This is a genomic window from Nocardioides turkmenicus, assembly GCF_011045035.1.
GTDB classification, from domain to species: Bacteria; Actinomycetota; Actinomycetes; order Propionibacteriales; family Nocardioidaceae; genus Nocardioides; species Nocardioides turkmenicus.
In genome coordinates, this window is sequence record NZ_JAALAA010000003.1 from 33,220 (window position 1) to 49,761 (window position 16,542).

A 16,542-nucleotide genomic window follows, 5' to 3' on the forward strand; every position below is an offset into this window, starting at 1 on the left:
GCCGGAAATTTTCGGCCCGGATCAGCGGATCTCCACCGCGTCCGGTGCGGGGCGGGTGGCGTAGCGGCGGGCCATCATCGGGATCAGCACGGAGAGGGCAAGCGGGATGACGAACATCGAGCGCTCGCCGAACAGCTCGGCGACCCCGGCGATCAGGGAGGCGGCGGCGAGATAGCCGGCGTAGTTGGCCAGGTTGACCCGGGCGATCGCCTCCTCGGCGTCCTCCGGGGAGATGTGGGCAGCGGCGACGAAGGACTGCGGCGGGACCATGGCCAGGCTGCCGCCGAGGACGGCGAACCCGACGGCGGCCACGCTCCAGTGCGGCGCGACGACGATCAGCACCAGAGCGCCGACCCCGACGATCCCGCCGGTCCGGATCACCCGCTCGGGTCCGAAGCGGGCGACGAGACGGTCGCCGGGGAGACGTACGGCCAGGAGGACCAGCTGGTAGGCGGCGTAGATCGCGGGGCCGACCGCGGCGGCGGCGCCCAGGCCGTCGACCACGTAGATCCCGCCCCAGGCCGAGGCCGCGGAGTCGATGAACCACATCGCGAACGTCGGCACGGCGACCAGGAGCAGGGGCAGCCACGGGAGCCGGGGCTTCGCGCGCAGCGTACCGCTGGTTCGGTGCTCCTCGGCGTCGACCGCCTCCGGCGGCAGCAGCAGCTTGAACGTGGCGGCGTTGGCGGCCAGGCCGAGGAGCGCGATGGGGATCATGTCCAAACCCAGAGGTACGCCGAGGGCGATCGTCACGGTCGCGTAGACGGCGCCGAGGACGGCCGCCGCGCTCCACATCGCGTGGAAACCGTTCATCAGCGGCCGGGCGTACGCGTCCTGGGTGGCCGTGCCCTGCATGTTCATCGAGGCGTCGACGCCGCCGAGGAAGAAGCCGTAGACGCCGTTGAGGACCAGCAGGGTCGCCATCGTCGGGGCGAAGGCGGGAGCGACGGCGGCCAAGGACGCGCCGGCGAGCATCAGCGACAGGGTCCCTGCGCTGCCGATCCTCGACGCGAGGCGACCCGCGACGACGCTGCCGACCGCCCCGATCGCGGTGGTGACGCCGAGCACGACGAAGACGTCACCGGCGCCGAGGTCGAGCTTGGTCGCGATCGACTCGAGCCGGGTGATCAGCGAGGCGAAGGTCAGTCCCTGGATCGCGAACGCGACGAAGACCGCCGTCCGGGCCAGCTGGAGTCGGGTCATGGACGCGAAGTCTGCACCCTCGCACCCGGGTCGCGCACCGGTTCCTGGGGTCAGCTGCCCTTGAGCAGCCCGTCGAGGATCTTCTCGCCGTCCTTGCCGTCGCGCTTGCCCAGGCTGTCGAACTCGTCGCGGAGCTGCTCCATCTCGCGCTTGGCGCTCTCGCCCCTCTCCACGAGGTCGCGGATGTCCTGGATCTGGTCCTCCCACTCCTGGGACTGACCTTCGTCGATGACGTTCCAGCTCTCCAGGTTCTCGCGCCAGCGGTCGAGCTTGTCGAGACGGTTGAGAGTCTTGTTGTCCGACGCGTCGGTGTTCTGGTCGGTGCCGTTGTCAGAGCCGGTGTCGGTGTTGTCGTCGGAGCTGCCGGAGTTGTCCGAGTTGTCCGAGTTGTCGGAGCTCTGCGAGGGCTGGTCGGCCTCGGCCGGCGCGGGCTCGTACGCCGCCAGCCAGGACGCCGCGAAGAGGCAGGCGATCACGATCGCCGCCGCGCCGAGAAGCCGGCCGGTCGGGAACTTCCGCAGGGACCTCGGCCGCGGGCCGCGGACGGGCGGCGCGGTGTCCGGGCGCGGCAGGACGCCGGTGCGTGAGTTGGGCAGCGCCATCGGCTCGTCGAGCGGCCGCTGCGGCATCGCCTGCGTCGGCCGCGGCGCCTGCCCGGACGCCAGCAGGTCGGTGGCATCGGGGTCGGCCCCGTTGAGCACGTAGCCGAGCTCGTGGACGACCTGGTCCATCGAGGGCCGGGCAGCTGGGTTCTTGTCGAGCATCCGGGTGACGAGGCGCGCCAGCGGCGCGGGAACCGAGCGGAAGTCGGTGATCCGCGGCACCGGCTCGCTCAGGTGCATGTGCAGGATCTTGACCGGGTGGGGCGCGGAGTAGGGCACCTTGCCGGTGAGCATCTCGAAGAGCACGCAGCCCAGCGAGTAGACGTCGGCGGGTGGGCCGACCGGGTCGCCCGCGGCCTGCTCGGGCGAGAGGTAGGACGGGCTCCCGATCACGTGGCCCGTCTGGGTCAGCCCGGCGTCCACCCCCGTCATGGCGTACGCGATGCCGAAGTCGAGCACGGTCAGCCGGCCGTCGCCGTCGAACATCAGGTTCGCCGGCTTGATGTCTCGGTGCACCACACCGGCCCGGTGAGCGGCTCCGAGGGCGCCGGCGACCTGGCGGGCGTACTCGACCGCCACCTCGACCGGCATCGGGCCGCGCTCCTGCAGCGGCTCGGCCAGGGTCGGGCCGGGCAGCAGCTCCATCACCAGGAAGACGTCGTTGTCGTCGCTGCCCGCGTCGAAGATCTTGACCACGTCGTCGTGGACGACCCGGGCCGTGGAAAGGGACTCCCGGCGGAACCGCTCGGCCATCGTCGGGTCGTCGACGTCACGCAGCAGCTTCACCGCGACATCGCGGTCGAGGACGGTGTCACGCGCCCGCCAGACCTCCCCCATACCGCCGGCTCCGAGCAGAGCGAGGAGCTGATATCGGCCGGCGATCGGGGGAAGCTCGTCCATGACGGAAATTATGCCGGGGTCACCCACGAGCTGAAGAGCGGGATGCCCTCCCAGGCTCCCCCGCGCGCGACCGCGACCACCGCGTGCGGCCGGTCGAACCTCAGGTCGATCTGCCGCACCTTCGTCTCCCGCGGCGCGGCGGCCGCCCGGACCATCATCCCGGTCACCGCGGCGGCCTCGAACCCCTCCCGGTCGTAGGACGCGACGGCCTTCTGTACGCAGGCGGCCTCGGTCTCCTCCTCGATCGCCGCCATCACCCCGCGGGCGATCTCGCCGACCCCCGGCGCGGCCGAGAGATCATGCCGGTCCTCCGCGCGCCACTCCGGGAGATGGCTGCGCCAGCGTTCGGACGGCGAACCGCCGCCGAACACGGTGACCTCCTCGACCGTCCAGGCATGACCGGCGCCGTCGATGTCATCCGGGTCGAACGTGCGGTCGTGGATCTCGCCCGCGTCGATCCTCCGGACGACCTCGTCGGCGGCTCGCCACACGTCGTCGGCGGCGACGCCGTCCGCGGCGATCACCGAGTAGACCGAGATGCCGTCCTCGCTCGCCGGGCAGGCGACCGCGACCGGTCCGGCAGCCTCGGTCTCGACCACCGCCTGGAACCCGCCCTCGAGCAGCAGCAACCCGTCGCCGTCGTCGTCGAGCGGCTCGCTCCAGCGTGGCGTCACCACGAGCGCCGAGGCGAGCACCAGCAGCGTCCGGGCGTCGATCTCGAGCGGGAACTCCGTGATCAGGCCACGGGTGTGCTCCTCGGCCCACGCGTCGAGCCCGGCCTGCTCCGGGAGCGGGTCGAGCATGACCGGCAGTCCCTTCGTGAGCTCGACCCCCGGGCGCAGCCAGCCCGCGACCGCGGCGCCGATCGTGGGGTGCGGCGCCGCCAGCAGGGTCAGCGCGGCGCCCCGGGCGTCGGCGCGGTTCAGCCCCAGGATCTCGTCGGTCTCGGTCTCCGAGGCGGGCGCCAGCGAGGCGAGCAGCAGCCACAGACCGGCGTACGAGATCACGGGCGACTCGGCCGAGCCGAGCGCGGAGCGGGTGGTGGCGGCGTACGTGCGGACCGCCTGGGCGGCAGCGAGGGACAGCGGCGTCTGGGTTCCCGACTTCTCCATGCTGAAGACATTACGGCGAGGGCCACGACAGGTGACCCAAATCACGATACGGTTATGTATCGAGCGAGGAGGCACGATGGCCAAGAAGTCGCGCACGGCCGGGTTGGACCCGGAGACCGATTTTCAGGAGATCTCGAGGCTTCTGGGGCTCTACGAGTTCCCGTGGGACACGACCCAGGCGCTCAGCTTCGCGTTGTTCCGCACCTATGCGGTGCCCTCGATCGGGCGGCTGCTGGCCGACACCCACCAGTTCACCGAGAACACCCAGAAGCGCTACGACGACACCGCGCTGCTGCTGGAGGACGCGGCGATCGAGGACCTGGACAGTCCCCGGGGTCGGACGGCGGTGCGGCGGATCAACCAGATGCACCGGATGTACGACATCTCCAACGACGACATGCGCTACGTCCTCTCCACCTTCGTGGTGATCCCGCGCCGCTGGAACCAGGAGTTCGGCTGGCGGCAGTCGACCCCCGACGAGCAGCTCGCCGCGCTGCGCTACTACCAGGCGCTCGGGAAGCGGATGGGGATCAAGGACATCCCGGCGACCTACGAGGAGTTCGAGGAGCTGCTCGACACCTACGAGGCCGAGCACTTCGGGTACGACGAGGGCGGCCGTGCCGTCGCCGACTCGACCCTCGACCTGCTCACCACCTTCTACCCGCGCCCGCTGGCACCGCTCATCCGGGTCTTCTCGCTCTCGCTGATGGAGCCGCACCTGCTCGAGGCGTTCGGCTACCCCGAGCCCGGGCGGCTCCCGCGGGCGCTCTCTCGCGGGGCGCTGAAGGCCCGGGCGCGCTTCGTCGCGCTGCTGCCGCCGCGGCGCAAGCCGGCGTACGTCCGGGACATGCCGCGCATCAAGAGCTACCCCCACGGGTTCGACGCCGCGACCCTCGGGACCTTCGCGCCGGGGTGTCCGGTGCACCACGGGGCGGCTGAGTCCGTCGAGGGCACCAAGGCGTAGCCCACCCCTCCCCCACACTTCACGAGGCCTTCACCGGGCACCGCTTCGCTGATGTCGATAACCCCCATGTCGACAGGAGCACGTCCATGCCCGGCCCCAGCAACACTCCTGATCTCCGCGGTGCCGTTCGAGGCCTCGACCGCCGCCGCTTCCTGACCGTCTCGGCCGCTGCGACCGCGCTGGCCTTCACCACCGGCCTGCCGCGTACCGGCGCCTTCGCCGCTCCGGCCGGCTCTCCCTCCGCCATCACCTCGGACCCGTTCACCCTCGCCGTCGCCTCCGGCGACCCGCTTCCCGACTCGGTGCTGCTGTGGACCCGGCTCGCACCGCTCCCGCTCGAGCCCACGGGCGGGATGCCGCCCTCGCGCTTCGACGTCGACTGGGAGGTGTCCCGCGACGCCACCTTCACCCGGGTCGTACGCCGCGGCACCGCGTCTGCGCACACCGAGTTCAACCACTCCGTGCACGCCGAGGTCCGCGGCCTCGACGCCGCGACCGAGTACTTCTACCGCTTCCGGGTCGGCCAGTGGATCAGCCCGGTCGGTCGGACCCGGACCGCCCCCGCCGTCGGTGCCGCGGTGTCGTCGCTGACCTTCGCCCTCGCCTCGTGCCAGCGCTACGACCAGGGCTACTACACCGCGTACAAGCATCTTGCCGGTGAGGACGTGGACGCGGTCTTCCACCTGGGCGACTACCTCTACGAGTACGCCGTGAACGCCTCGGCCGGGGCGCGCGCGTACACCCAGCCGCTGCCGGCGCACCTCAACCACGAGACCGTCACGCTGGACGACTACCGGGCGCGCTACGGGCTCTACAAGTCCGACCCGGACCAGATCGCCGCCCACCTGGCGCACCCGTTCATCGTGACCTGGGACGACCACGAGACCGAGAACAACTACGCCGCAGACACCCCGGAGAACTCGGTGCCGCCGGAGGAGTTCCTGGTGCGTCGCGCCGCCGCCTACCGCGCCTACTGGGAGAACCAGCCGCTGAGGATGCCGCAGCAGCCGTCGGGGCCGGACCTGAGGCTCTACCGGCGGCTGCAGTGGGGCCGGCTGGCGCAGTTCGACATCCTCGACACCCGCCAGTACCGCACCAACCAGGCCAACGGCGACGGCTGGAAGGTGCCCTCGGCCGAGTCGGAGGCGGAGTTGATGACCCTGCCGGGGAACGAGCAGGAGCAGTGGCTGATCGACGGCTGGCGCCGATCCTCCGCGCTGTGGAACGTGGTCCCGCAGCAGGTCACCTTCTCGCGTCGCGACAACCCGTCCGGCGACGGCACCCGGTCGATGGACTCGTGGGACGGCTACCCCGCGTCGCGGCGCCGGATCCTCGAGGGCTGGAAGGCGTCCGAGCAGTCGAACCTGATGGTGCTGACCGGCGACGTACACGTCCACTACGGGCTGAACATCCACGACGACTTCGACGACCCGTCCTCGCGGATCATGGGGACCGAGATCGTCACCAGCTCCATCACCTCCGGCGGCAACGGCGCCGAGCGCCCGGCCAACTGGGCCGCCTATCTGGAGCGCAACCCGCACATGAAGTTCTACAACGGCCTCCGCGGCTACACGACCGTCTCGCTCGACGCGACCGGTGCGGAGATCACCTACAAGAACGTGCCGTACGTCAGCACGCCCGGCGCGCCGCTGACCATCGGTGGCCGATTCTTCACCGAGTCCGGCAAGCCCGGGCTCGTCCCGGCGTAGCGAGTCGATCCGGGACGGGTGTCGAACCACGCCCGTCCCGGGTCGGGCGGCTTAACGTACCGATGTGAGCAACGTCGTCGGCAACGCCGCGGTGGCGATCTTCCTCGGGGTGCTGCTGGCCGTCGCCGGCTTCGTCCCGGCAGCGGCGGTCGCCTACCGCCGCAGGGGCACGTTCCCGCTCGTACGCATCCTCCTGCTGTTGGCCGCCACGATCTATGCCGTGGCACTGTGGGCCTACACCCTGCTTCCGGTGCCCGACGTGGGCAGCTACGCCTGCGCGGGGACCCAGTTCCACCCGTTCGGGTTCGTCGCCGACATCCTGCGGGCGCGGGAGGAGGTCGGTCTCCGAGGGCTCCTCACCAGCGCCGCGTTCCTCCAGGTGGCGCTCAACGTCGTCCTGTTCGTGCCCCTCGGCTTCTTCGTCCGGGCGATCGCCGGTCGGGGCGTGCTCGTCGCCGGCCTTCTCGGGCTGGCGACCTCGCTCCTCATCGAGCTCACCCAGCTCACCGGGATCTGGGGCCTCTACCCCTGCGCCTACCGTGTCTTCGACGTCGACGACCTGATGATCAACACCCTCGGCGCGGTGATCGGCTCCGTGATCTCCATGCGCCTCGTCCGCCCGCGCGCACGGAAGGCACCCACGACGGTCACCGTGGGTCGACGGCTGGTCGGGATGACCGCCGACCTGCTGGTCATCCTCGGCAGCGGCACCCCGCTCGCGCTGGCCTGGCGCGCGTGGCAGCTCTACGGGCTGGACGTGCCCTTCTCGGCGATCCCGGCGACCCCTCAGTACTGGCTGCTCTGGGGTCCGCCGATCGTGCTGGAGACGGTCGCCGTCCTCGGCTTCGGGCGGACCGTCGGCGAGTGGGTCGTCGGCCTCCGCACGATCGCTCCGTCCGGGATGTGGTGGCGCCGGGTCGTCAAGCTGCTGACCGGTGCCGGCGGCCTCACCCTGCTGCTCATGGCCGACTTCCCCGGCTCGGGTCTCCTCCTGCTCGCCTTCGTCGCCGCGACCCTCGTGGTCCTCCCCCGCACCGACGGTCACCGGGGGCTGAGCAACATGCTCGCGGGGATGCGGGTCCGGCCGGACTGACTCCCGTCCTCGGCGTCCTCAGCGTCCGCTGGGCAGCGGCGACTCCTCGAGGTCGCCGGTGAGGTAGGCCAGCGTGACACCGTTCGAGAGCGCGATCCGCCGGGCGTCGTCGTCCCGGCGTCGGCGCAGCGACGTCAGGGTCGTGAGCACCCGCTCCGGGTGGTCGAGGAGCCAGAACCCGACCCGGACCACCCTGCGTCGCCACCGCCGCGGCAGCAGCCGGATCTGGTGGCGCCGTGTCGACGACCACGACGGCGCATCCCGCCTCGGCGTGACCTCGAGGAACCGGTTGGTCACCGTGATCCCCTCGTGGGTCGAGACCTGCTCGAACACGTCGACGTGGATCTCCTTCCAGGCGACGCTGACGGCTTCGCCGCTGAGCTCCACGACGAGGCTCTCGGGGGTCAGCACCAACGCCCGGCGATCGTCATCGTCAACGCGTGGTCGACCACGACCACCGCGAAGAACGCCGCCGCTGCCGTGCACAACACCCCGATCACCACCATGCCGCTCCGGAACGAGAGCCCCGCGAACTGGCACAGCATCCCCACGAAGCACACGAGCATCAGCTCGCCACAGATCCCCGGTCCCCGCCGCAGCCTGATCTCGATCCCGCCGCCGTCCAGCCGCCGGATCCTGCGGTGGGCGCTGCGGTTGCCGATGCGTACGCCTTTCATCAGCTGCACGCAGATCGACAGCAGGACGAACATCACCCCGCAGGTGAATCCGATCAGGTACGGCCCGACCTCCCCGGCGTCCGCCGCCAAGGAGCCGACGCACAGCGCGAGACCGAACAGCAGGTTGACCAGCCCGAGCAGCGTCCATCCCACCCGGCGCGCCGCCGGCTTCCACGGCGACCCGAGATCCTCGTCCCTGACCACGCCGTAGACCCTAGACGGCGTACGTCACCGCCGCCCCGGGGTATACGTATCTCGTGATGCTGCTCGCGATCATCTGCGTTCTCGGGGCCGCGTGGTCCTTCTTCGTCGCCGCACGGCCGGACGTCGGCTTCTTCCTCGAGGAGGGCTGGAAGTTCCGCGACGCCGAGCCCTCCGACCTCTACCTCGGCGTGACCCGCTTCGGCGCGGCCGTCACCGGCATCGCCTGCCTCGTGTTCGCCGCGATCTTCGCTTTCAGCGGGCCCAGCGACACCGTGTCTCCTCCAACGGAACGTGCCGATCCCTCGCCAACCCGATCTGGTCCGGCCGTCACAGTCACAGCACGGCCGCCCAGTCCCGAGCAGGCGGCCAAGAAGAAGGCCAAGGAGCAGTGCCAAGATCTCCTGCCTCTCATCGAGGATGAGGCGGAGTGGAACCCCCAAGGGAAACTTGCCAACCGCGACCACGTTTCCTCCATCGTCGCCTACCAGCAAGCCACGATGACGCTCGAGTCGCGGCCTGACGGCGACCTCGTCACGATCCGAAGCGATCTACCCACGGTCGACAAGTTCGTGCGGCCCCTCGTCACGATGACATCGTCCAGCGCCACGTGTGTCGCTAACAAAGGTGACTAGAGGCGTCGGCGTCACGCTACGCCCAGAGCCCGACGTACTCGATGAACATCCGGAACCCGCCGTTGAACTCGGCAGCGTTGGTGATCGCGTTGATGAGGCGTACGACCCAGAAGACGACCAACGTGTAGCCGACCCCGAGCGCGATCCCGGAGACCGCAGCGCCCGTGCCGGTCGCCTTCGCCCGGCTGACGCCGAGGTGGCCGAGGACGACCGCCACGGCGATCGGGACGATCGAGGCGATCATCAGCAGCCCGAGAATCAGCCAGACGACCTGGCGATCCTCCATGTTGTAGAGGGCGTTGTAGTAGCCCTGGCTGACCTTCGGGATACCGACGATCACCCGCACCAGCGCGACGATCCCCAGCATCCCGGCCGCGAGCCCCAGGGCCGTCATCCCGAGCCAGCCGCCACTTCGTGGATTGCCTTGAGACGACGGCGTGGTTGTCGCCGTCCATGCCGGCCCTGCTCCTGCCGCCTCGTGTGCCTGCGACATCGGGCTCACCCCAACCTGGTCGACAACCAACTGGGCGCGTCGCCACGATCCGGGCGGGGTGCGCCCTCGGCGCGTTCCGACAGCGCTTCAGTGCTGGTGGTCGATGTGTCTGCTCCCTCGATCACGTCTCCCAAATTCGAGTCTGCGTCCTCGATGAGGGCAACGATGGCCTTCGCGTCTTTAGTTGGATCTGTATGGCCAGGGGTGTAGATGAGGTGGATGAGGTAGTCGTCGGTAGCAGCACCGACGTAGTACTTCTCCCTCACCCCGCTGTCGTCGCGCGTGACGCGGGCAGCATCGAGCTCCTCCAGGCCGGCCACTTCAACTTCGGATCCGGCCTTGGTGAGGTCCGCTACGCGTTGCGCCATCTTGGCGTCGTCACCGTCGGATCGAGCCCCGGCATTCACCGTCACAACCGAATGACCAAGAGTGTCGTCATAGATAACACACGAGGCACTGTTCGACGACGAGTCGCTTTTCTCTACGCGCAGTACGTCCTCGCCGAAAATGCCCTCGAGGACGCCGTCACTGAATATTCCGCACATCGAATCACCTTCTGTCTGCGCGGACTCCTGGCCGCACGCAACGGCAACGAGAATGAACGCAAGAGACACCGCTTGGAGTGCCCACCGAATCACTTCTCGCCCCTCTTCCACTTCTGCTGGTCTTCGTAGTCCATCCCAGCTACTTCTTGCGCCTCGGCGACGGCTTCAGCGTAGTAGTGCTTGAACTCTTGTCGCCCATCCGTCGCCGATTCCTCTGCTGCCGCAAGATCCAAACTGTACGAGTCGGATGTTGGATCCTTAAGATCCTGCCAGAGCGTTTCGAGGCGCTCACGCTGCCCCGCCAATTCGGGCACGTCCTTGATATCGTCGGAGTTGAAGATGTCGGGGTGGAAAGAGGGGCCATCGGGCCCTTGAACGATGAACTCCTTCGGAACATCATCGATCATCCCGGCGCGAAGGTAACTATTCATCAAGTTACGCTCGATGAGTGCATCTTGCGTTCGAACTGTCTTCGGGTCGTGGTAGTCGACCTCACCCGATGCGCCGATCGTTCCCTTCAACGCGTCAAGACCACTAGATGTCGCGGTGTCCACGCCGGTGGTGATCAGATGAGTTCCCGCCTTGCCCACCGATTCCTTGAGGACGTCACCGACGACGTCGCCGGCGCCCGGCACGAAACCGGCCGCTACATCGAAAGCCTTCTGCATGTACGCAGCGTTCGCCGCCTCACGCATGTCGTCCTCGACATTGACTAGGACAGAGAATCCGATGGAGTTCCCCAGCACCGCTCCTGTGTCACTGGTCTGTTTTGAGATCAGGGCACGCAACTTGTCATCGGACACTTCGCCCTTGTTATCGGCAATAATCGCATCAACACGCTCGTTGCCTTCGTGAGCTAGTGCAGCGTTGAGAACTTGCACCCCAGTGTCGTCCCCTCGACCCATCTCGCCAAGGACGATCTTCATCTCGTTCGGAGACACGGAGAGTGGTCCACCTTCACCGCCGCCGTCCGGCAGGAGAGTGTTGTACACATCGTCTGAGTAGCCAGCAGCAATGGCGCCCAGGCTGTCGTTGAACTCAGGCCAGGTGTGCCAGGCCTTGTTTCCGTCGATCAACCATCCTTCAGCGCCGCTGTTGCTGTGCTCGGCGATGGTCTTGAACAGCCGGTCCGTCAAGTGGTTGCTGAACTCTGCGTCGCCGGACTCTCTCGCCCCCACGGTGGCGGCTTCGAGCGCCAGACCGAGTCCGTCACCCTCGTCACTGCCCTTGTTGCCCGCGAAGGTGCGCTCCCGAATGAAGTAGTCGAACCGGTCGTCCTTGTCGCCGTTGTCGAGAGTGCCGTCCTTGAAGAATTGCTGCGCCGCTTCAGGCGAGTGAGCCATCCCGCCGAGCAGGTTCGCCATGCCATCGTTGGCAGACCCGGACTGCAACTCGTAGGCCCCGCGTCCACGCGCCGCGTAGTCGACATCAGCATCGGGGTCCACCAAGCCGACGTCCTTCGGCTTCCACACTGGATCGCCGTCGTGACCGCGCTCCCAGTTGTAGACGTCATCGGTGAGGTTGTACATGAAGTCAGTCTGGAACGTCGAGCCGTCCTCACCGCCCTTCTTGATCATGAGTGTCAGAGCCGACGCGTTCTCGTCATCACCTTCAGTGATCGACTTGAACCACTCATCTGCGAGGCCCTTCGGGTCGGGGTGACCCTGGGTATAAGTCGCAAGGGCGGAACCACCTGCACGTAGGAACTCGGAGTAGACCTTTCGATCAGCCTCGTCGATCTTGCCCCCGCTGAACGCTTCGCCGTTCTCGTGCTTGATCGCGTCAGCCCACTGGTCGGGCGAGACGTTGGTGAAGAGTTCCTTGGTGAACTCGGCGTCCTTCTTGTACGCCCCGAGGAGGGTCGCCGTATCTCCGCTGACGCCCTTGTTCTTGACGTCGTACTCGACCCAGTCCTCGATCACCCCGCGGCCGGTCGCACCCATCGCAGCATGCAGGTCGACACCGGTGCCCTCGGCATTCTTGAAGGCGTTGGCGATGCCCTCGCGACCCATCTGGCTCATGATCTCGCGCTTGAGCTCGGGCTCGTCCTCGAGCTCGTCCATGTAGGCCGCGTAGCGCTGCATCGCCGCCTTGTCAGGCTTGTCGCCGTCTTCCTGGCCGGAGGCGAGGATCTTGCCGATCTCGGGCGGGATGGCGTCGGCGATCTCACCATCGCCGCCGTCGTACCCGCCGCTCGTCGCGGTGTTGAGGACGCCCTCCAGCTCGGACTCGGCCTCGGTTGCGTCAGCCAGTGCCTTCGAGATGGTCTGAGCGTAGGAGTCCATCGTGCTCTGATCCGGGTGTCCCGTCGGCACACCGCGGCGGCCACCGGGAGCCGTCGACTCCGGCGGGGTGGGATCTTCGATCTCCACCTGCGTGCCGCCCGGGAACTTCACGGTCCACCCCTTGCCGACTGCGGCATCGTAGGCGGTCTTGGCGGACTCCTTCGCGCTCCGGAGTGACGAGGCCGCGCTGTCGAGTCCGGCGACGACTGCCGACAACGGAGCGGCGATGTCGTTCAGGTCCTCAACCAGACGCTTGTGGCGGCTGCGCGCGGCTTCGGAGCTGTTAGGCGTCTGCCAGGTCTCCGGCGGCTTGCCGGCATCCATCTCGTCCTGCTGGTCGATGAGCTTCTTGCGCAGACTGTTGAACTTGTCGGCGGCATCGCTCAGACCGTCAGGCTTCCAGCTCTGCAGCTTCTCGTACGTGACCGTCATCGCTGACCCACCTGCTGATTGATCTTGTTACCGGTCCGCTGACTGGTCTCGTCGGCGGCGACGATGTGGTCGGCCGCGTTGTTCGTGAGCTCGTGGTGGCTGTTCGCCGACTTCACCCACGCGTCGAGGTTGGTCTTCAGCTCGGTCTTGAGCTTGTTCGCCGCACCAACGCAGGTGCTGCCGGGGAGAGCGGAGGTGATCGCACTGATCGAGTCAGAGAAGTCGATACCTTTGACGTTGTTCGCTGCGGCTTGGATCTTCTGCGCAGACTTCCTGACGTCTGCTTCGATCATCTGCACATTCATGCGCGGCCCCCAAGACCTTCGGCGGTGGTTACAACCACCTCATACCCCGATACCGGAGTTCTAAACATAAAAGTTTCAGACCGTTCGCGGCAGTCAACGCCCACCACGCCGCAGCGAAAATCGAGGTCGAATGTCGTTGGTCGGCATCGTAACCACCCGACACGGGCAGTCACCACAACATCGCGCACCTGCCAGCACGCCTCGGTATGCGCCCGTCGCATCGATCTCCATCGCAATCGGACTTGACCTTCCGTCACTACTCAGCGCTACTATGTACCAGTAGTCAGCAACACTGAGTAGTGGAAGGAGGTGCCCGATGGGCAAGCAGATGACCGAGATGCTCAAGGGGACGCTGGAGGGGATCGTGCTGGCGTTCCTGACCGGCAACCCGGCGTACGGATACGAGATCACGACCTGGCTGCGGAGCCAGGGGTTCACCGATATCGCCGAGGGCACGGTCTACGCGCTGCTGGTCCGGATCGAGAAGAACGGGCTGGTGGACGTGGAGAAGCGGCCGTCGGAGAAGGGGCCGCCGCGGAAGGTCTACTCGCTCAACGCAGACGGCGAGAAGTACCTCGAAGAGTTCTGGACCACCTGGGGGTTCCTGGCCGAACGGCTGGAGAGCCTGCGTACGGAAGGGAAGTAAGACATGTCTATCCGATCGATGTTCGAGACGGTCGTCGGCGAGCTCGAGCTCAAGAAGCGCTGGCGGCAGCTCAAGGCCCGCAAGCAGCAGCTCCCCGACAACCACCGCAAGGCGCACGATGCGGTCGAGCGCTACCTGATGTACTCCGCCGGCATCGCCGACGGCGCGATCGTGACAGCGATGGCCGAGGACCTCCTCGAGCTCTTCGAGCAGAGCGCCGCCGACGGCACGCCGGTGAGCGCGATCGTCGGCGACAACCCCGTCGAGTTCGCCGAGGAGTTCGGCAGGAACTACGCAGAGGGCGCCTGGATCAAGAAGGAGCGCGCCCGGCTCAACGAGGCGATCGAAGCCATCAACAAGGAGGAGGAGTCATGAGCGCGACAGCCGCGATCTCCGTACGCGGTCTGGAGAAGTCCTACAAGGACAACCAAGTGCTGCGGGGTGTGGACTTCGAGGTGGCGCGGGGATCGATCTTCGCGCTGCTCGGGTCGAACGGAGCCGGCAAGACCACGGCCGTACGCATCCTCTCGACGCTCCTGAAACCTGATGCCGGCGCGGCGCTGGTCGAGGGTGCCTCGGTTGTGGAGGAGGCGCAGCAGGTGCGGGAGGTGATCTCGTTGACCGGCCAGTTCGCGGCGGTCGACGAGATCCTGACCGGCCGGGAGAACCTGGTCCTGGTCGCGAAGCTCCGCCACCTCCCCTCCCCCGGCGACGTGGCCGACGGGCTGCTCGAGCGCTTCGACCTGGTCGAGGCGGGCGCCCGGAAGGTCGGGACGTACTCCGGGGGGATGCGGCGGCGACTGGACATCGCGATGAGCCTCATCGGCTCGCCGTCGGTGATCTTCCTCGACGAGCCGACGACGGGGCTGGACCCGGAGGCGCGGCTGGAGGTGTGGAAGGTCGTCAAGGAGCTGACCGAGCAGGGCACGACCGTGCTGCTCACCACGCAGTACCTCGAGGAGGCCGAGCAGCTCGCCGACCGGATCGCGATCCTCCACGGCGGGACGATCATCGCCAACGGGACCCTCGCCGAGCTCAAGGCGATGCTGCCGCCGGCGAAGGTCGAGTACGTCGAGAAGCAGCCGTCGCTGGAGGAGATCTTCCTTTCACTCACAGGAAAGAGTCAGTCATGAACAAGCACGCATTCGCCGACGCCGGCACCCTGCTGGGGCGCTCGCTGCGGCACATCACCCGCAGCCCGGACACGATCATCACCACCGCGCTCACCCCGATCGCAATGATGCTGCTCTTCGTCTACGTCCTGGGCGGCGCGATCCGGACCGGCACCGACAACTACGTCAACTACGTCCTCCCCGGGATCATGATCATGGCGATCGCCTCGGGCATCGCGTACACCGCGCTTCGGCTCTTCACCGACATGAAGGGCGGGATCTTCGAGCGGTTCCAGTCGATGCCGATCGCCCGGTCGGCGGTGCTCTGGGCCCACGTCGGCACCTCGATGGTGGCCAACATGCTCACCTTGGCGATCATCCTGGGCGTCGCGTTCCTGATGGGCTTCCGCACCTCGGCGGGGCTGGGTGCCTGGCTCGCGGTCGCCGGGATCCTGGCGCTGCTCACCCTGGCACTGACCTGGCTCGCGGTCATCCCCGGGCTGGCGGCGCAGACCATGGAGGGAGCCACCGGGTTCTCCTACCCGCTGATCTTCCTGCCGTTCATCAGCTCGGCGTTCGCGCCGACGGAGACGATGCCGGGTCCGGTGCGCGCCTTCGCCGAGAACCAGCCGGTGACCTCGATCGTCAACACCATCCAGGCGCTCTTCGCCGAGCGGCCGGTCGGGGACGACATCTGGGTGGCGCTGGCCTGGTGTGTGGGCATCCTGGTCGTCTCGTACGCCTTCGCCATGGCTGCCTACCGGCGCAAGATCAGTTGAGTGCTTCACGAGCGGCGAAGAGCCGATCTACCTCCTTCGGTGGTAGGTCGGCTGCTCGTCGTTCCTGAGGCCCTCCCTGAGGTTGCCCCGGTAGAAGCCCGTGCGCAGCTCGTAGGTGTACTCCTCCAGCTCGGGCATCCCGACCTCGGCGGCGTACGCGATCTCAGCCTCCGCGTCGTAGGGCACCCGCACCCACTGGATGCCGAACGGCGCCTCCTGCTCGCTGTCCATGACGCCCTCGAGGATGACGTAGACCGGGGTCGGGTCGCTCATGCAGTTGCCGACGCTGCCGGTGTTGAAGACGGTGCGCCGGTTGCGGTCGGTCTCGTAGTAGGGGTCGTGGGTGTCTGCGTAGCCGACGATGTCGGGCTCCGGCAGGTCGAAGCCGGTCGCCTCGGTGTTGCGGAACAAGCCCAGGAACTCCTGTTCGTCGTGGTCGAACCTGACCCGGCGGTGGACGGTCTCCTCGGAGGCGTGGAAGAGCCTGACCCGCCGGCCGCTGATCCAGAAGTCGTGGCTGAACGGGAGCGTACGCAGCCACTCTGCCTGCTCCCACGCCTGCAGGCGCCACCACATCAGCCCGACCGACTCGCGGCCGAAGTCGGGCTCGGGGGCGAGCAGGAAGTCCTCCCAGTTGCCGAGGATGTTGACCTCGCACCGCTCCCGGCAGAGCTCGGCGACCTCGCGTCCCCGCGGGCCCTTGCCGACGTAGTCGCCGAGGTTGAAGATCCGCGTGATCCCCCGCGCGTCGATGTCTGCGAGGACGGCCTCGAGGGCGGTGAGGTTGCCGTGTACGTCCGAGATCAGCGCGATCCGCTCAGGGGTCATGGGCCGCAGGCTATGCGATGG

Annotated in this window: 18 protein-coding genes; 8 read left to right on the forward strand and 10 right to left on the reverse strand. The window is 67.7% G+C overall.

Translation table 11 applies throughout. The features are described from left to right. Positions 1-21 precede the first annotated feature (21 nt). Genes G5C66_RS04050 through G5C66_RS04060 form a run of 3 tightly spaced genes read right to left on the reverse strand, consistent with a single transcriptional unit; the run spans position 22 to position 3,817 of the window. A complete protein-coding gene (locus tag G5C66_RS04050) occupies positions 22-1,203 on the reverse strand; it encodes an MFS transporter (protein ID WP_165109686.1) in 1,182 nt (393 codons plus the stop codon). A 50-nt stretch (positions 1,204-1,253) separates the two neighbouring features. Continuing rightward, positions 1,254-2,705: a protein kinase domain-containing protein gene (locus G5C66_RS04055; RefSeq protein WP_165109687.1), complete on the reverse strand. Its 1,452-nt coding sequence runs from the start codon at positions 2,703-2,705 to the stop codon at positions 1,254-1,256. Positions 2,706-2,713: 8 nt separating this feature from the next. After that, on the reverse strand, positions 2,714-3,817 hold the full coding sequence (locus G5C66_RS04060) for a serpin family protein (RefSeq protein ID WP_165109688.1): 1,104 nt from the start codon (positions 3,815-3,817) through the stop codon (positions 2,714-2,716). Positions 3,818-3,893: 76 nt separating this feature from the next. On the opposite strand from G5C66_RS04060, the gene G5C66_RS04065 reads away from it, so the two are divergent. From G5C66_RS04065 to G5C66_RS04075, 3 genes are all read left to right on the forward strand, one after another. Next, positions 3,894-4,781: an oxygenase MpaB family protein gene (locus tag G5C66_RS04065; protein WP_165109689.1), complete on the forward strand. Its 888-nt coding sequence runs from the start codon at positions 3,894-3,896 to the stop codon at positions 4,779-4,781. Between the two features lie 86 nt (positions 4,782-4,867). Beyond that, positions 4,868-6,490 (forward strand): alkaline phosphatase D family protein, encoded by a 1,623-nt coding sequence (locus G5C66_RS04070; protein ID WP_165109690.1) that lies wholly within the window; start codon positions 4,868-4,870, stop codon positions 6,488-6,490. A gap of 64 nt (positions 6,491-6,554) precedes the next feature. After that, the gene (locus tag G5C66_RS04075) at positions 6,555-7,583 is read left to right on the forward strand and encodes a VanZ family protein (RefSeq protein WP_165109691.1); all 1,029 of its coding nucleotides are present in this window, start codon (positions 6,555-6,557) and stop codon (positions 7,581-7,583) included. Positions 7,584-7,601: 18 nt separating this feature from the next. Here the strand turns inward: G5C66_RS04075 and G5C66_RS04080 are convergent, their stop codons facing one another. Both G5C66_RS04080 and G5C66_RS04085 read right to left on the reverse strand, forming a co-directional pair. Then, complete coding sequence (locus G5C66_RS04080) at positions 7,602-7,994, reverse strand: hypothetical protein (protein ID WP_165109692.1); 393 nt, start codon at positions 7,992-7,994, stop codon at positions 7,602-7,604. Beyond that, positions 7,988-8,464, reverse strand: a complete 477-nt coding sequence (locus G5C66_RS04085; RefSeq protein ID WP_165109693.1) for a hypothetical protein — start codon at positions 8,462-8,464, stop codon at positions 7,988-7,990. Before G5C66_RS04085 ends, G5C66_RS04080 begins: the two co-directional genes overlap by 7 nt. A gap of 56 nt (positions 8,465-8,520) precedes the next feature. On the opposite strand from G5C66_RS04085, the gene G5C66_RS04090 reads away from it, so the two are divergent. Then, complete coding sequence (locus G5C66_RS04090) at positions 8,521-9,096, forward strand: DUF6199 family natural product biosynthesis protein (protein WP_165109694.1); 576 nt, start codon at positions 8,521-8,523, stop codon at positions 9,094-9,096. 16 nt (positions 9,097-9,112) lie between these two features. On the opposite strand, the gene G5C66_RS04095 is transcribed toward G5C66_RS04090, so the two are convergent. From G5C66_RS04095 to G5C66_RS04110, 4 genes are all read right to left on the reverse strand, one after another. After that, positions 9,113-9,490, reverse strand: coding sequence for a hypothetical protein (locus G5C66_RS04095; protein WP_165109695.1), 378 nt, complete (start codon positions 9,488-9,490; stop codon positions 9,113-9,115). 104 nt (positions 9,491-9,594) lie between these two features. Further along, entirely contained in the window at positions 9,595-10,203 is a 609-nt protein-coding gene (locus G5C66_RS04100) for a hypothetical protein (protein ID WP_165109696.1), read from the reverse strand. Between the two features lie 20 nt (positions 10,204-10,223). Then, entirely contained in the window at positions 10,224-12,851 is a 2,628-nt protein-coding gene (locus G5C66_RS04105; protein WP_165109697.1) for a hypothetical protein, read from the reverse strand. Further along, complete coding sequence (locus tag G5C66_RS04110; protein ID WP_165109698.1) at positions 12,848-13,156, reverse strand: hypothetical protein; 309 nt, start codon at positions 13,154-13,156, stop codon at positions 12,848-12,850. The genes G5C66_RS04105 and G5C66_RS04110 overlap by 4 nt, the downstream gene beginning before the upstream one ends. 316 nt (positions 13,157-13,472) lie before the next feature. On the opposite strand from G5C66_RS04110, the gene G5C66_RS04115 reads away from it, so the two are divergent. The 4 genes from G5C66_RS04115 to G5C66_RS04130 are packed head-to-tail and all read left to right on the forward strand — an operon-like array spanning position 13,473 to position 15,693. Continuing rightward, positions 13,473-13,802 (forward strand): PadR family transcriptional regulator, encoded by a 330-nt coding sequence (locus G5C66_RS04115; protein ID WP_165109699.1) that lies wholly within the window; start codon positions 13,473-13,475, stop codon positions 13,800-13,802. A 3-nt stretch (positions 13,803-13,805) separates the two neighbouring features. Then, a complete protein-coding gene (locus G5C66_RS04120) occupies positions 13,806-14,177 on the forward strand; it encodes a DUF1048 domain-containing protein (RefSeq protein ID WP_241248232.1) in 372 nt (123 codons plus the stop codon). Then, positions 14,174-14,935, forward strand: a complete 762-nt coding sequence (locus tag G5C66_RS04125; protein WP_165109700.1) for an ABC transporter ATP-binding protein — start codon at positions 14,174-14,176, stop codon at positions 14,933-14,935. The genes G5C66_RS04120 and G5C66_RS04125 overlap by 4 nt, the downstream gene beginning before the upstream one ends. Beyond that, entirely contained in the window at positions 14,932-15,693 is a 762-nt protein-coding gene (locus G5C66_RS04130) for an ABC transporter permease (RefSeq protein ID WP_165109701.1), read from the forward strand. The genes G5C66_RS04125 and G5C66_RS04130 overlap by 4 nt, the downstream gene beginning before the upstream one ends. A 27-nt stretch (positions 15,694-15,720) precedes the next feature. On the opposite strand, the gene G5C66_RS04135 is transcribed toward G5C66_RS04130, so the two are convergent. Further along, entirely contained in the window at positions 15,721-16,521 is an 801-nt protein-coding gene (locus tag G5C66_RS04135) for a metallophosphoesterase family protein (RefSeq protein ID WP_165109702.1), read from the reverse strand. Between the last annotated feature and the right edge of the window lie 21 nt (positions 16,522-16,542).

Bases quoted from the DNA above. Each gene is read 5' to 3' on its own strand.
- G5C66_RS04095 (WP_165109695.1), bottom strand. From the start codon at position 9,490: ATGACGGCCCTGGGGCTCGCGGCCGGGATGCTGGGGATCGTCGCGCTG.
- G5C66_RS04120 (WP_241248232.1), top strand. From the start codon at position 13,806: ATGTCTATCCGATCGATGTTCGAGACGGTCGTCGGCGAGCTCGAGCTC.
- G5C66_RS04050 (WP_165109686.1), bottom strand. From the start codon at position 1,203: ATGACCCGACTCCAGCTGGCCCGGACGGCGGTCTTCGTCGCGTTCGCG.
- G5C66_RS04060 (WP_165109688.1), bottom strand. From the start codon at position 3,817: ATGGAGAAGTCGGGAACCCAGACGCCGCTGTCCCTCGCTGCCGCCCAG.
- G5C66_RS04135 (WP_165109702.1), bottom strand. From the start codon at position 16,521: ATGACCCCTGAGCGGATCGCGCTGATCTCGGACGTACACGGCAACCTC.
- G5C66_RS04115 (WP_165109699.1), top strand. From the start codon at position 13,473: ATGGGCAAGCAGATGACCGAGATGCTCAAGGGGACGCTGGAGGGGATC.
- G5C66_RS04125 (WP_165109700.1), top strand. From the start codon at position 14,174: ATGAGCGCGACAGCCGCGATCTCCGTACGCGGTCTGGAGAAGTCCTAC.
- G5C66_RS04090 (WP_165109694.1), top strand. From the start codon at position 8,521: ATGCTGCTCGCGATCATCTGCGTTCTCGGGGCCGCGTGGTCCTTCTTC.
- G5C66_RS04105 (WP_165109697.1), bottom strand. From the start codon at position 12,851: ATGACGGTCACGTACGAGAAGCTGCAGAGCTGGAAGCCTGACGGTCTG.
- G5C66_RS04130 (WP_165109701.1), top strand. From the start codon at position 14,932: ATGAACAAGCACGCATTCGCCGACGCCGGCACCCTGCTGGGGCGCTCG.
- G5C66_RS04065 (WP_165109689.1), top strand. From the start codon at position 3,894: ATGGCCAAGAAGTCGCGCACGGCCGGGTTGGACCCGGAGACCGATTTT.
- G5C66_RS04055 (WP_165109687.1), bottom strand. From the start codon at position 2,705: ATGGACGAGCTTCCCCCGATCGCCGGCCGATATCAGCTCCTCGCTCTG.
- G5C66_RS04110 (WP_165109698.1), bottom strand. From the start codon at position 13,156: ATGAATGTGCAGATGATCGAAGCAGACGTCAGGAAGTCTGCGCAGAAG.
- G5C66_RS04070 (WP_165109690.1), top strand. From the start codon at position 4,868: ATGCCCGGCCCCAGCAACACTCCTGATCTCCGCGGTGCCGTTCGAGGC.